A 14,628-nucleotide genomic window follows, 5' to 3' on the forward strand; every position below is an offset into this window, starting at 1 on the left:
TGCGCGGCATGACAAGCGTGTTGATTAGCCCGCTACCGATCATGCCCCTGTTCCTGGGTTCAAAGGCCCGCAGCGGTTTCCTGGCACAGCTGGCTGGCGAGCATCCCCAAGGTCATCAGCGCGCGCTCTGCCTCGCGGTTCCACGGCGTGCCGCAGTTGAGGCGAATACAGTGGTTGAACTGCTCGGTGTTACTGAAAATCAGCCCCGGCGCAATGCTGATGCCCTGTTGCAGGGCGCGTACGTGCAGTTCCTGGGTATTGACCCGCCCCGGCAAACTGACCCACAGGATAAAACCACCACTGGGGCGGGTCATCTGCGTGCCTTCGGGAAAGTACTGCTGCACCGCCAGCTGGAAGGCGTTGAGATTTTTGCGGTATTCCTGGCGGATATAGCGCAGGTGGCGGTCATACCCACCGTTTTCCAGGTAGGCCGCGACGCCCATCTGCGTGACGCTGCACGCCGAATGGGTGCTGAACATCTGCAAGCGCTGGATTTCCTGCTGGTATTTGCCGGCAATCATCCAGCCGATCCGCACGCCGGGGGACAGGGTCTTGGAAAAACTGGAGCAGTAGATCACCCGATCCAGGCGGTCATAGGCTTTCAGGGCCTTGGTGCGGCCGACTTCAAACATCAGCTCGCCGTAGATATCATCCTCGACGATCTGGATATCGAAATCCGAGGCCAGGCGCAGCAACTGTTTCTGCCGCTCCTCGGGCATGGTGCCGCCCAGGGGATTGCTCAGGCGCGTGGTCAACACCAGGGCCTTGATCGACCATTGGTTGGCCGCCAGTTGCAGGGCTTCCAGGCTCATGCCCGACGCCGGGTCGCTGGGAATTTCGATGACCTTGAGGCCGAGTAGATCAGCCAGTTGCAGCAAGCCGTAGTACGTCGGCGATTCCGCGGCGATCAGGTCGCCGGGCCGGGTCAGCACCCGCAACGACATCTGCAACGCATCCACGCAACCGTGGGTGATCACCACTTCGGACGGGTCCACCACCACGCCCGCATCGCGCATGCGGATCGCCACTTGGCGGCGCAGCGGTTCGAAACCGGGGCTGAACATGTAGCTGAACGCCCGTGGGCTCTGGAAGCGCGTGACCTTGGCCAACTGCTGGTGCAGTGCGCGCACCGGCAAGTAATCGACACTCGGCACCGCGGCGCCCAACGGGAACACGCCTTCGCGGCGCGACTCGACCAATACCTGCTGGATGATGCTGCTGCGGGTGACCAACCCCGGCCGCTCTACACGAGCGATGTCTGGCGTCGGCGCGGTGAGTGCTGGCGTCTGGTGCACGTAGTAGCCGGACTGCGGCCGCGCGCGGATCAGCCCCTGGTCTTCCAGGTTGGCGTAGGCCTGCAACACCGTGGCATGGCTGACGTTGAGCTGGGAGCTCATCTTGCGCACCGAAGGCACGCGCTCGCCCGGTTGATAGACACCGCGCCGGATATCCTCAGCCAGTTGCTGGGCGATACGTTGGTAGAGCAACAGATTGGTCATGACGCAGCACTCGATTTCACGGGTATTTTATTTTTGTGTGAAACATACCGGCACAGTTTAGAAGTGTACGGGGACAGTTGCCACAATAGTCGAGCGCGGGCGGGAGTGACAGTAAAAACTGTAGGGGTAGTGAAGCGTTTTTTGGGTGTACACCCAACACAATGTGGGAGCGGGCTTGTGTGGGAGCGGGCTTGCTCGCGAAAGCGGTGGATCAGCTGAAATACCTGTAACTGACACACCGTCTTCGCGAGCAAGCCCGCTCCCACATAAGCCCTCCTCCCACATGTGGAGCGGTGTCTGGCTTTTAGCGAGCGGCGCCCAACTGGCCCTTCTCGTCAGAGAACACAATCTCCACCCGACGGTTCTGCGCCCTGCCCCGCTCGGATGCGTTGGCCTCCACCGGATACTGGTCGCCATACCCTTCGACCTGGATGCGTTTTTCATCGATGCCCAGGTCCACCAGCACATCGGCCACCGATTGCGCGCGGTCACGGGACAGTTTTACGTTTTCCTGCTCGCCACCGGTGCTGTCGGTGTAACCCTCGATGCGCACCACGCGCTTGGGGTTCAGTTGCAGGAACTGGACGATTTTCAACACTGTGCGGTTCGCCGAGTTTTTCAGCTCCGCTTCGCCGGTATCAAACAGCACGTCGCCCAGGGTCATCACCAAACCGCGATCGGTCTGGGTGGTGGTCAGGCTGGCGATCTGTTCTTCGAGCCATTTGCCCTGCTGCTGCACGCTGGTCAGCTTGTTTTCACGCAGGGCCAGTTGCAGGCGCTGGCGTTCCAGTTCGAGCTTGGCGCCACGTTCGGCGTTGAGCGCCTGCTCGGTGTGTTCGCGGGCAATGGCGCTGTAGCGCTGGCTCAGGTAAGCGTAATGCGCGACGTCGTTGCCACTGCCCCAGTAGCTGGATAGGCGGTCGGCACGCGCCAGGGATTCGCCGGCGCGGATCACGTCCTTGGGCGCGAAACGCAGCACGTTGGCGTCTTCCTTGACCTTCTGGAAGTCGCTGCCCGCCTGCTGCAAGGCCTGCTCACTGTTGGGATGGCTGGCACAACCGCCCAGCACTGCGCTACTCACCAGCAACGCGCAGCTCAAACCACGGATCAGCGGGCTCATTGGGCTTCTCCCAACTGCAGCTGTTTGCGCAGGCGCGTGATGCGGGTGTTAAGCACGTTCAACTGCTCCTGGCTCTTGCGGGTCAGCACTTGGGCTTCGGCCAGGCGCGCATCCAGTTCAGCTTGTTCGGCACGCATGCGTGCGTTTTTGTAGGACTCATCGGCCATGCTGCCCTGGGCCCGGGCAAACTTGGCTTCGGCCAGTTTCAGTTCAGGCGATTCATCCGCGTTGGCACCCACGGCACTGGCTTGTTCCAGGGCTTGCTGGGTGAGGCGCATTTGTTCAATCGGCGCAGGATCGCTCGCACATCCCGCCAGGGCGGCGACGGCGAGGGCCGCGAAAAGAGGTCGAAGAGTCACTGAAAATCCTTACTTTGCTGGGGTGCCGACAGGTTGCTGCAATTGCGCTTTCCAACGTTCCAGATTGCTCTGCAACGCTGCTTGCGCCACACCGGAGGCCGACAATTCTGTCATCTTTTTGGCCAACTGTCCGCGCAGCCACGGATCATTGCAGGCGGAGTTGTGGGAAATCGCCAGGTAGAGGCCGGGCTGATCGACCGGCACTTCGCGCGCGATCAAGTCATTGCTCATCCCCAGGGTCTGGGCCATGGCCATGCCGGAGTAACGTCCGGCGAGGACGTAGTCCACTTCACCGAGCAGCAGTTTCTGGAAGGCCGGCGTCAAGCTGGGCATGCGTTGCAGGGTAAGTTGCTGACCGGCGAAGGTTTCGAAGCCGGCGCTCAAGCGTGCGCGCTCCGAGACCGCGCCCTTGTGGCCGTGCAGGTCGGCGGCGGCGGTGTAGGCCAGCGCCGAATCCTTGCGCGTCCACACCAGGTAATCGGTCTGCACCAGGGCCGGGTGGATGTAGTCGAGGGTGTCCAGTTCGCCAAGGTTCAGCGGCGCATCGGCGAGAATATCCATGCGCCCGCTGCGCACTTCGTCCAGGGCCAGGGAGCGTTTGCCGCCGTAGAGCAGGTCAATCTTCAGGCCGAGGTCCTTGGCCACTTGTTGCAACACATCGGCGGTGGCACCGATCAGGCGCGTGGGGTCTTGGGGGTCACGCCAGAGCAAGGGCGGTGCGTCCGGGCTGCCGGTGATCACCAGGCGTTCGCATTTGCCGGCAGCCAGCGTCAGGCCTGGCAGCAGCGTGAGGCCCAGCAGTACAGTCCAGCAGCGCAATTCCATGGGGAAGCTCTCCAGCAAGTCAAAAAAAAGCCCGGTCACAAGGACCGGGCTCTTTATAAGTGAAGCGGCTGGATTAGACCAGCTTCTCCAACTCAGGTACGGCGTCGAACAAGTCCGCGACCAGGCCGTAATCAGCCACCTGGAAGATCGGTGCTTCTTCGTCCTTGTTGATCGCAACGATCACTTTGGAGTCTTTCATACCGGCCAAGTGCTGGATCGCGCCGGAGATACCGACCGCGATGTACAGCTGTGGCGCAACGATCTTGCCGGTCTGGCCGACCTGCATGTCGTTGGGTACGAAACCTGCGTCGACGGCCGCGCGGGAAGCGCCGACCGCAGCGCCCAGCTTGTCGGCCAGGGCGTACAGGTGCTTGAAGTTGTCACCGTTCTGCATGCCACGGCCGCCGGAAACGACGATCTTGGCAGCGGTCAGCTCAGGACGATCCGACTTGGCCAGCTCTTCGCCGACAAAGCTGGAGGTGCCAGCGTTGTGGGCAGCAGCGACGGCCTCAACGGCAGCCGAACCACCTTCGGCGGCAACCGGGTCGAAACCGGTGGCGCGCACGGTGATGACTTTTACCGAAGCGGTCGATTGCACGGTAGCAATGGCGTTACCGGCGTAGATCGGGCGCTTGAAGGTGTCAGCGCTTTCAACCGAGATGATCTCGGAGATCTGGTCAACGTCCAGCTGCGCGGCAACGCGTGGCAGGATGTTTTTGCCGTTGGAGGTCGCGGCAGCCAGGATGTGGCTGTAGCCGGCGCCCAGCTCTGCGATCAGCGGGGCAACGTTTTCCGGCAGCTGATGCGCGTAGGCAGCATTGTCAGCGTTCAGGACTTTGCTCACGCCAGCGATTTTCGCAGCGGCTTCAGCCACGGCGCCAGCGCCTTGGCCGGCAACCAGCACGTGAATATCGCCACCGATTTTAGCGGCAGCAGCCACGGTGTTCAGGGTGGCCGGGGCCAGCACCTTGTTATCGTGTTCGGCGATTACGAGGATAGTCATGATCAGATCACCTTCGCTTCGTTTTTCAGTTTCTCGACCAGTTCAGCTACCGACTTGACCTTGATGCCCGCGCTGCGTGCAGCCGGTGCTTCAACTTTTACAGTCTTGTTGGTGGAGGCGGTGGAAACGCCCAAAGCTTCTGGAGTAACCGACTCAAGCGGCTTCTTCTTGGCCTTCATGATGTTTGGCAGGGACGCATAGCGCGGCTCGTTCAAACGCAGGTCGGTGGTGACGATGGCCGGCAGTTTCAGGGAAACGGTCTGGGCGCCGCCGTCGATTTCACGGGTGACCGCTACGCTGTCGCCGCTCACTTCAACCTTGGACGCGAAGGTGCCCTGGCCGTAACCGGTCAGTGCAGCCAGCATCTGGCCAGTCTGGTTGTTGTCGCTGTCGATGGCTTGTTTGCCAAGGATCACCAGCTGAGGCTGTTCCTTGTCGACAACGGCCTTGAGCAGCTTGGCCACGGCCAGGGAGGTCAGGTCTTCGGCAGACTCAACCAGGATGGCGCGGTCGGCACCCAGTGCCAGGGCGGTACGCAGCTGCTCTTGAGCAGTGGTAGGACCGATGGAAACCACGACGATTTCAGTTGCCACGCCTTTTTCTTTCAGGCGTACGGCTTCTTCCACGGCGATTTCACAGAAAGGGTTCATCGACATCTTGACGTTAGCAAGATCGACGCCGGAATTGTCCGCCTTGACGCGAACTTTCACGTTGTAATCGACAACGCGTTTGACAGCTACAAGAACCTTCATGGATTCCTCGTTACTCTCCGGTGAAAAGAAAGTCGCCTAGGCGAACCTGGCGGTTGATGCTCATCGGCACACAAGGGCACCTCCAAAACCATCGGCAGTGACCTTGCTCACGGGAAGTGATGACCGTTCGTCAGTGGTGACTGAGAGGTCATTCTTTATCGCGGCGTGTAAACTGCGCGCCATCATTTGGGCACGCATGCCTTTTGCCTGTCTTTGGACGTGCTCTTGAAACCCGCTGTCTGCCTACGGTAAGCGCAAAACCGACCGTATATTGACCGGAACGCCTATTCTGGTCAATACGCCAAAATAGCCAGTCATAAGCCGCGTTGCTTTGATTTACCTAGCCTGCGGCCAATTCAAACAAACGTTTGTATTGGACGCTAGCAGTGGTCTATATATAATGCGCCACCTAGAGAGAAAGGTGGGTCGGGCCTTCGCGCCAGACGACACCAAACCTCCACCCCATTAGAAAAAAAGCCTGTTGAGCCTTGAGTAGGAGATAACCTGTGGAACGCGAATACATGGAATTCGACGTGGTCATCGTCGGCGCTGGCCCGGCGGGCCTGTCTGCCGCCTGCCGACTGAAGCAGAAGGCCGCCGAAGCCGGTAAGGAAATCAGCGTCTGCGTGGTCGAGAAAGGCTCCGAAGTCGGCGCGCATATCCTCTCCGGTGCGGTGTTTGAACCCCGCGCCCTGAACGAACTGTTCCCGGACTGGAAAGAACTCGGCGCCCCGCTCAACACCCCCGTGGTGCGCGATGACATCTATGTACTGCGCAGCCCCGAAGCCTCCACCAAGGTTCCCGACTTCTTTGTGCCCAAGACCATGCACAACGAAGGCAACTACATCATCTCCCTGGGCAACCTGTGCCGCTGGCTGGCCCAGCAGGCCGAGAACCTGGGTGTGGAAGTCTACCCAGGCTTCGCCGCCCAGGAAGCACTGTTCGACGAAAACGGCGTGGTACGCGGGATCATCACCGGCGACCTCGGCGTCGACCGCGAAGGCAATCCGAAAGAAGGCGTCTACACCCCAGGCATGGAGCTGCGCGGCAAGTACACGCTGTTCGCCGAAGGCTGCCGCGGCCACATCGGCAAGCAACTGATCCAGCGCTTCAACCTGGACAGCGACGCCGACGCCCAGCACTACGGCATCGGCCTGAAAGAAATCTGGGAAATCGACCCAGCCAAGCATCAGCCAGGCCTGGTGGTGCACACCGCCGGCTGGCCGCTGGACATTATGAGCGCCGAAAACACCGGTGGCTCGTTCCTCTATCACCTGGAAAACAACCAGGTGGTCGTGGGCCTGATCGTCGACCTGTCCTACAGCAACACCTTCCTGTCGCCGTTCGATGAATTCCAGCGCCTCAAGCATCACCCGGTGCTGGCCCAGTACCTGGAAGGCGGCAAGCGCATCAGCTACGGTGCCCGCGCCATCTGCAAAGGCGGCCTGAACTCGTTGCCGAAGATGGTGTTCAACGGCGGCGCGCTGATCGGTTGCGACCTCGGCACCCTGAACTTCGCCAAGATCAAGGGCAGCCACACCGCGATGAAGTCCGGCATGCTCGCTGCCGACGCCGTGGCCGACCGTCTGTTCGCCGACTCCGAAGGCGGTGACGAGCTGACCGCTTACGTCGAGAGTTTCAAATCCAGCTGGTTGTACGAAGAACTCTTCGCCAGCCGCAACTTCGGCCCGGCGATGCACAAGTTCGGCCCGATCATCGGCGCCGGCTTCAACTGGTTCGACCAGAACATCCTCGGCGGCAAGATGCCGTTCACCTTGCACGACACCAAGCCGGACTACGCCTGCTTGAAGCTTGCGAAAGACAGCCAGAAGATCGACTACCCGAAACCCGACGGCAAGCTGAGCTTCGACAAGCTGAGCTCGGTGTTCCTCTCCAGCACCAACCATGAAGAAGAGCAGCCGTGCCACTTGAAGCTGAAAGACCCGAGCATCCCGATCGGTACCAACCTGCCGCTCTATGATGAACCGGCGCAGCGCTACTGCCCGGCCGGCGTGTATGAGGTGATCACCAAGGAAGACGGCGAGAAGCGCTTCCAGATCAACGCCCAGAACTGCGTGCACTGCAAGACCTGTGACATCAAGGACCCTTCGCAGAACATCACGTGGGTTACGCCGGAAGGCGCGGGTGGGCCGACTTACCCGAATATGTAGAACGACAGCTGGCTGACCCGCCGAATCACCGACCGCCTGTTCAAGACCGTCGGTGATCCGGCCAGCGCCCCGATGAGTGCAACTTCCCGTGCGTTTATTCGATGGCGTTGGACTTCACTGATTCCAGCACCTCAACCATTTCGTCGAAAGACTGCCCGTCAGGTTCAATTTCCTGCCTCAAGTTCCAGATGCTGTAGCGGTCGTTGGAATGCGCCGAAGTACTTCCCGCCGACGTTGCCGAGCCAAAATCCACGGGGAAGCATTTTTTGGACTGGGCGTCATAAAGGATATTGCGCGACGCCAAGTCATTGTGCGCAATACCGGCGCTCTCCAACTCAGCCAACATATTCAGTAAGCCAGCAGACACGCCGTCGGGTAATGCCTTGCCTGTTGCCATCAGGTTTTCAAGGCTCTCTCCCGAGATCTTGGGCATGCGCATATAAGACACGGTGTCGGCAGCATTACTCCCCAGGAACGTCGCACGCCCGTCGCCATAAAATCGATTGAATAATTTCACCTCGGTTTTCATCTCGGCAACACGTCCCGCCGTGGGCAGCGGAAACGTTTCTTTGATCACGTAGTTCGGATCGTCCGGGTCGAGGTAAACCATTGCGCGGGAGCCAAATCCAATGGGATCTTTCAAGCGCCCCGCCCATTCATCAACCTCTCCGCCTGCGACGCTTCCGTGGATCCAGATGCCATTTGCATCGGGCTTGGCGATTTTGCCACTGCTGACCAATTCGGACGGGTTCTTGGGATCGCGCACGCGCAACACATAGTGCACACCATCCCCTGCATCAGGTTGCTCAGCGACAAAATACTTTTTGCCCATGAACTCCACTTCTTGCATCCCCAGGAAATAGGCTGGGGCATCAGAAACAGACGGTGCGGCAGGTGTCCTTGGCGTTTCAATGGAGACCTCATCATTGGCTGACGGAGCCTTGGGGGCCCGCACCAATTCGAAGTCGCGGGTGCCGTCGTTGAGTTTCCAGCCGTAATGTTGAGTGATGGAGGGCTCAGGGTTCGAAGCCACCCCGCCTGATCCAGCCTCCACACCCGCCGATGCAATTTCGTGCGCCAATTGCAGGCCGGCTATCACTGCTGCGGATGCACCACCCACGCGATCATCCTCCGTCATGCCATAAGCGGCGTCATGAATGCCAAAGACAATATTCCCCGTGTTGCCAATAACGGGTAGATAACCGAAGGTGTTTCCCCAGAAGTCTTTCGCCGACTTCCAGTTTTGCTGCGAAGAGCCAAATACTTCGGTCTGGTCGGACCAGACCGCATTTTTTGCGTTCACCGCCTGGTATTTCGCGGCAATACCTTGATTCAGGTTCCCGTATTTCAACCAGTAGTCACTGTCTCGCGACCCCGTGTAGTTGAAGGTTTCCCACACTGGCACAGCCTTGTCCTTGAACGGGTTCTGATACCCCGGATAGGTCGCCCGGTTGCCCGCAATCAAGGCTTGAAGCACATCGCCCGCCCTAGGCCAGTGAGCATCCCTGCCCCCTTGTCTGTCACTGGCATTGAAACTTCGCAACAGATTGCCCTGATTGTTTTTAGCCCAACTGGCGAACGCCTCATCACCTGAGATCTCGTGCGCGGCACCGTTCTTCAAGTCAATCATGATGCCCTTGTTGGGCCGGTGTCTAAAGTTACCGTCATAGGGGGTATGGGGGATAAAGGCGTAGCCTGCCAGGGGATAACCGTAGATATTTGGAATAATGGCTTGCCCATTCTTCTGCAACGTATCAATGACCGCCTTTTGACCTGCCTCGCTTAACTTTCCAAAGCTGTCTTGGTGATCAACCAGGCTTTGTAATGTGCCTCGTATGAGATACGCGTCTGCTTTGCCCGAGCGCTGCGCCAACGCGCCCGAGGCATCGCGCATCGGCGTCGCGATGTCCTCTTCCCAATGGGCTTGAAGGTTCGCCCCTAGCGATTCCAGCTCGGCGACCTGGCCCTTGTCCTTTGGCTCGATCTGCATCGATTGAAAATTGATCGGCCCGCCCCGCTGCACTTTATCGTGCGCAAGCGCACCGGCTGCAATCTCCCAGGCAAAGTAGGTGCGCCGCTCCGAGCTGGTCAGGTGCTCCGGCTTACCCAGGCCGGTATACGCGTTGAACACCACGGTAATCTTTTCGTGTGGATCGTGCCCGGCAGCCAGCAACCCAGCGCTGAAATAGCCCGCAGGCTCGAGGAACTGGCGCACCTTCTGGAACCTGACATTGCGCTCGCCCTCGCTAGCGCTTTCTATGCCCTGGACCTGTGCAACGACACGGCCGGCATACGCATCAATTCGCTGCAGCCGTTCCTGTTGCGTATAACCCGCCGCGGGCGCTGACGGGGCGGCAGATCCGTAGATCACCGCCTTGGCAACATCAAACTCATCATCAGGGCTATAGGGCCGAAGCGTTTTTTGCCCTGGCCCCATCGTCTTGTCGTCTGCACCGGCGAGCGCGACAGGCCGACTATTTTTGGCTGACGACGAACTGTCAATGGTCCTGGTGGGACGACGCTGCGCGCGCGGGCGTTTTTGGCTATCCGTCGATGCGTCTGCCGTGGACGGCTCAGCAATGGCAAAAGGTATTGCGCGCTGAACAGCGGGGATGAAGGGCTGAACGCTCATAGTGGACATTTCCTGGATTGAGGCATTCACATGCCCGGCAGGAGCATATGTGCCGCCTGGAGAGAAAACCGTTCCTCCCACTGTCACAAACCAGGGCGATCCAGTGTTTCAGGAGCTTTCGGCTCAGACAGCCCGCTCTTCACCGGGGTTGCGCTCGAAGTAGCGCTTGTACTCCCGACTGAACTGCGACGTACTCTGGTACCCCACGCTATGCGCCGCCTGCGCCACGCCCATGCCCTCCACCAACAGCAACTGCTGCGCCTTCAACAAGCGCAGACGCTTCAGATACTGCACCGGCGACAACAACGTGCAGCGCTTGAAATGCTCATGAAAGGTCGACGCACTCATATGCGCATACCCGGCCAACGTCTCGATATTCAGCGGCTCGTCGAAATGCGCATGCAGGTGGTTCAACGACGTGGCAATCCGCGAAAACTGCCCTTGCTGCTCCACCAACGCGCGCAACACATCGGCCTGGGGCCCGCGCAGCGCGGTGAACAACAATTCACGCACCCGCGCCGGGCCCATGATCCGGCTTTCCAGCGGATCGTGCAGGCACTGCAACAGCCGCTCGACGCAACCGCGCATGGCGTCATCGAGTACCACCGAGCTCATCGACTCCAACGTCTGCGCCGTCGGCGGCGGCCCGGCCTGAATGCCCATGGCCATCACCAACTCGCCCAACACCACGCGGTCGATGCCCACCGTCACCCCGTACAGCGGCGCATCCGGCGCCATGGCAAACGTCTCGCATTCGAACGGCACCGGCATGGCCTGGATCAGGTAATGCCCGGCGCCATACTCCAGCGTTCGCGGGCCCAGATAGGCGAGTTTGCTGCCCTGGGCCACGAACATCAGGCTCGGCTCATAGATCTGCGGCCCGCGCGCCACATCGCAACTGGCGCGCAACACCTTCACGCCCGGCAGGTGGGTCGGGGAGAAACCGTCGCAGGGCGTAAGCCCCTCGATCAAGGAGACCAGCGTGGCGTTGGCGTCGAGATGGCGGGTCAACAACATGGCAAAAAACTTCGCGAAAAAGGGATGAGAGCATCATCGCAGGTCTGGCGGCACATAAATCCAAACACGGGGCACCTCCGGACGAATAGGCATGAGACTCGGAGCAATCGCCATGGCCGCTGCAAGGCCCGGCGCGGAGAATGCGCCGCCTCTCCTGTGATTGCTTTTGCGAGGTTTCGCCATGTACACCGCCATCGGTTATGCCGCCCAGTCGGCCACCACTCCCCTCGCCCCCATGTCCTTCCAGCGCCGCAGCCCGCGCGTGGATGATGTGGCGATCGAGATCCTCTACTGCGGCGTATGCCACTCCGACATCCACCAGGCGCGCAACGAGTGGGGCATCGCCGTGTACCCGCTGATGCCGGGCCACGAGATCGTCGGCAAGGTCACCGCCGTCGGCGCCAACGTCACCGCGCATAAAGTCGGCGACCTGGTCGGTGTGGGCTGCATGGTCGATTCGTGCCGTCACTGCGACGCATGCAAGTCGGACCTGGAGCAATACTGCCTCGAAGGCCCGACCATGACCTACGCCACCCCGGACCGCGTCGACGGCAGCAACACCATGGGCGGCTACTCCGACAGCATCGTCGTCAGCGAGCACTTCGTGGTGAAGATCCCGGCCACGCTCGACCTGGCCAGCGCCGCGCCGATCCTCTGCGCAGGCGTGACCATGTACTCGCCGATCAAGCACTACGGGATCAAGGCCGGCGACAAAGTCGGTGTGTTGGGCATGGGCGGCCTCGGCCATATGGGCATCAAGCTGGCCAAGGCGATTGGCGCTGAGGTGACCCTGTTCACCCGTTCTGCGAGCAAGGCCGAGGAAGGCCGTCGCCAGGGCGCCGACCATGTGATCGTGTCCACCGACGCTGAGCAGATGAAAGCCGCCGCTGGGCACTTCGACTTCCTGCTGGACACCATCCCGGTGCAGCACGATCTGAACCCCTACCTCGACGTGCTGCGCTTTGACGGCGTGCATATTCTGGTCGGCCTGATCGAACCGGTTGACCCACCGGTGAACGCCGCCAAGCTGATCATGGGCCGCAAAGTGCTCGCCGGTTCCCTGATCGGTGGCATTGCCGAAACCCAGGAAGTGTTGGATTTCTGCGCCGAGCACGGCATCAGCTGCGACATCGAGATGCTCGACATCCGCAACATCAACGAAGCCTACAGCCGCATGATCGCCGGCGACGTGAAGTACCGCTTTGTCATCGACATGGCTACTTTGAAGGTCTGAAGGTGATGGACGCGGAGCGTCCGGGGCGGCGTTCCCACGCAGAGCGTGGGAACGATCATCAGGCCTTTGCGCCCAACTCCGCTGACAGCCGCGCTGCGACCTGTTTGATCACAGGGATCAGCTCGGCCATTTTTTCCAGCGGCATGTAGGGCACGGTACTGGCGATGCTGATGCCGGCGACGATTCGCCGGCTGGCATCGCGCACCGGTGCCGCGACACAACGGATCGACGGTTCGTTGTCTTCCAGATCGAACGCAAAACCACCCACCACGTATTCGCGCATGCGCTGCTCGAACTGCGCCCAGGATTGCTCCGGGTGCTGCGGCCACTGCAGGCTTTTGCCGGCAGCCGGCTGGCTGACGTCGTACAGGCGCTGCCACTCGTCTACCGGGTCATCCAACAACAACGCCTTGCCGATACCGGTGCGCGCCAGCGGCATGCGATGGCCGACCCGCGAGCGCATTTCCGGGCCGTTGCGGCCGGGGTTCTTGTGCAGGTAGAGCACGTCGTCGTATTCGCGAATGGCCAAGTGGATGGTGTCGCCAGTCAGCGCCGACAACTCGTCCAGGTACGGCACCGCCAGCGTCACCAACGGCAGCTCTTCGCGCGCCTGGAAACCCAGCTCGATCAGCTTCGGCCCCAACAGGTAACCGACTTGCGGCACCACGCGCAGGTAACGCTCCTCCACCAGGCAACTGGCCAGGCGGTGAGTGGTGCTGCGGGTGGTGCCGATGCGCTTGGCGATCTCTTTGAGATCCCGCGCACCGGCCGCCACCGCATGCACCACGCCCAGGCCACGGAGCAGGGTCTGGGTGCCGGTGGGGGCGGTTTCTTTGGTGGGGGTGGGGGCGTTTTCCTGCATGTCGGGCCTATAAGTGTGAAAGCGCGGGCATTATGGCAAAAGCTGAACCTGAGCACAGCGAAGATCAAAATGTGGGAGCGGGCTTGCTCGCGAATGCGGTGTGTCAGTCACCTGATGAGCTAGCTGGCCCACCGCATTCGCGAGCAAGCCCGCTCCCACATTTAGTCCTCACATGGCATGGCTTAGCGTTGTTTCATGCGGTCAATGATGACCGCCAACAGCAAGATCGAGCCCCGAATCACATACTGGTAAAAGGTATCGATGTTCTTCAGGTTCATCGCATTCTCAATGATCGCCAAAATCAACACCCCGGCAATCACATGCCGGATCATGCCGATCCCCCCGCTCAACGACACCCCGCCCAGCACGCACGCCGAAATCACCGTCAGCTCGAAACCCTGGCCAATCATCGGCTGGCCCGAGGTCATGCGCGACGCGAGGATCACCCCGGCCAGCGCACCAATCAAGCCGTGCACGGCAAAGATGATGATCTTGGTGCGATCAACGTTCACCCCCGCCAGCAGCGCCGCTTCCTGGTTGCCGCCAATGGCCATGGTGTTGCGCCCGTAGGTGGTGTAGTTCAGCAGCCAGCCGAAGAACACAAAACACAGCACGGTGATGATGATCGGCACCGGCACGCCCAGCAGTTGGCCGTTGCCGAACACGAAGAAGCGCTCATCCATCACCCCCACCGCCTTGCCGTTGGAGAAGATGTACGCCAGGCCCCGCACGATCTGCATGGTCGCCAGCGTCGCGATCAACGCGTTGATGCGCAACTTGGCAATGACGATGCCGTTGATCAGCCCCACCACCAGGCCCATGGCCAACGCCGCCGACACGCCGAGCACCACGCTGTCGGTGTCACGGATCACGATGCCCGCCACCACACCGGCGCAGGCGATCACCGAGCCCACCGACAAGTCGAAGTGCCCCGACGCCAGACAGAACAACATGGTGCACGCGGCGATGCCGACGGTGGAAATCGCCAGGCCCAGGCCACGCATGTTCAGCGGTGAAAGGAAGTTGTCGATAAACAGCGCACTGAGCACAAAGATGCCCAGCGCCGCGAGCAGCATCACCCAGTCATCGAGGAACTTGCGTTGGTTGAAACCCGGCCAGAAGCCCTTTGCAGTTTTTACGTCGGACATCATTCA

12 protein-coding genes are annotated in these 14,628 nt (G+C 60.5%); 2 read left to right on the forward strand and 10 right to left on the reverse strand.

From position 1 onward, the window contains the following. Positions 1–59: 59 nt before the first annotated feature. The 6 genes from ACZRMO_RS14285 to ACZRMO_RS14310 form a co-directional block, all read right to left on the reverse strand. Positions 60–1,499, reverse strand: coding sequence for an aminotransferase-like domain-containing protein (locus ACZRMO_RS14285; RefSeq protein ID WP_122485681.1), 1,440 nt, complete (start codon positions 1,497–1,499; stop codon positions 60–62). Between the two features lie 304 nt (positions 1,500–1,803). Next, complete coding sequence (locus tag ACZRMO_RS14290; RefSeq protein ID WP_124526689.1) at positions 1,804–2,619, reverse strand: OmpA family protein; 816 nt, start codon at positions 2,617–2,619, stop codon at positions 1,804–1,806. Then, positions 2,616–2,978: a DUF4398 domain-containing protein gene (locus ACZRMO_RS14295; protein WP_124526690.1), complete on the reverse strand. Its 363-nt coding sequence runs from the start codon at positions 2,976–2,978 to the stop codon at positions 2,616–2,618. The genes ACZRMO_RS14290 and ACZRMO_RS14295 overlap by 4 nt, the downstream gene beginning before the upstream one ends. Before the next feature lie 9 nt (positions 2,979–2,987). Beyond that, complete coding sequence (locus ACZRMO_RS14300) at positions 2,988–3,803, reverse strand: substrate-binding periplasmic protein (RefSeq protein WP_463973272.1); 816 nt, start codon at positions 3,801–3,803, stop codon at positions 2,988–2,990. 73 nt (positions 3,804–3,876) lie between these two features. After that, positions 3,877–4,806 carry an electron transfer flavoprotein subunit alpha/FixB family protein gene (locus tag ACZRMO_RS14305; protein ID WP_463973273.1) on the reverse strand — a complete coding sequence of 310 codons (930 nt, stop codon included), beginning with the start codon at positions 4,804–4,806 and terminating at the stop codon, positions 3,877–3,879. 2 nt (positions 4,807–4,808) lie between these two features. Beyond that, the gene (locus ACZRMO_RS14310; protein WP_017138339.1) at positions 4,809–5,558 is read right to left on the reverse strand and encodes an electron transfer flavoprotein subunit beta/FixA family protein; all 750 of its coding nucleotides are present in this window, start codon (positions 5,556–5,558) and stop codon (positions 4,809–4,811) included. A 506-nt stretch (positions 5,559–6,064) separates the two neighbouring features. Between ACZRMO_RS14310 and ACZRMO_RS14315 the strand changes: the two genes are divergently transcribed. Further along, on the forward strand, positions 6,065–7,729 hold the full coding sequence (locus tag ACZRMO_RS14315) for an electron transfer flavoprotein-ubiquinone oxidoreductase (RefSeq protein ID WP_124526693.1): 1,665 nt from the start codon (positions 6,065–6,067) through the stop codon (positions 7,727–7,729). Between the two features lie 94 nt (positions 7,730–7,823). On the opposite strand, the gene ACZRMO_RS14320 is transcribed toward ACZRMO_RS14315, so the two are convergent. Both ACZRMO_RS14320 and ACZRMO_RS14325 read right to left on the reverse strand, forming a co-directional pair. Then, the gene (locus tag ACZRMO_RS14320) at positions 7,824–10,361 is read right to left on the reverse strand and encodes an OspG family effector kinase (RefSeq protein WP_463973274.1); all 2,538 of its coding nucleotides are present in this window, start codon (positions 10,359–10,361) and stop codon (positions 7,824–7,826) included. Between the two features lie 123 nt (positions 10,362–10,484). Next, positions 10,485–11,378 (reverse strand): AraC family transcriptional regulator, encoded by an 894-nt coding sequence (locus ACZRMO_RS14325; RefSeq protein WP_463973275.1) that lies wholly within the window; start codon positions 11,376–11,378, stop codon positions 10,485–10,487. A 181-nt stretch (positions 11,379–11,559) separates the two neighbouring features. Here ACZRMO_RS14325 and ACZRMO_RS14330 point away from each other — a divergent pair, with 181 nt between their 5' ends. Next, the gene (locus ACZRMO_RS14330; RefSeq protein WP_122485029.1) at positions 11,560–12,612 is read left to right on the forward strand and encodes an NAD(P)-dependent alcohol dehydrogenase; all 1,053 of its coding nucleotides are present in this window, start codon (positions 11,560–11,562) and stop codon (positions 12,610–12,612) included. A 58-nt stretch (positions 12,613–12,670) separates the two neighbouring features. Here the strand turns inward: ACZRMO_RS14330 and ACZRMO_RS14335 are convergent, their stop codons facing one another. Next, positions 12,671–13,474 carry an IclR family transcriptional regulator gene (locus ACZRMO_RS14335; RefSeq protein WP_463973276.1) on the reverse strand — a complete coding sequence of 268 codons (804 nt, stop codon included), beginning with the start codon at positions 13,472–13,474 and terminating at the stop codon, positions 12,671–12,673. A gap of 182 nt (positions 13,475–13,656) precedes the next feature. After that, positions 13,657–14,622, reverse strand: coding sequence for an L-arabinose ABC transporter permease AraH (gene araH / locus ACZRMO_RS14340; protein ID WP_124526697.1), 966 nt, complete (start codon positions 14,620–14,622; stop codon positions 13,657–13,659). Positions 14,623–14,628 lie beyond the last annotated feature (6 nt).

It is taken from the genome of Pseudomonas sp. B611, from assembly GCF_055407965.1.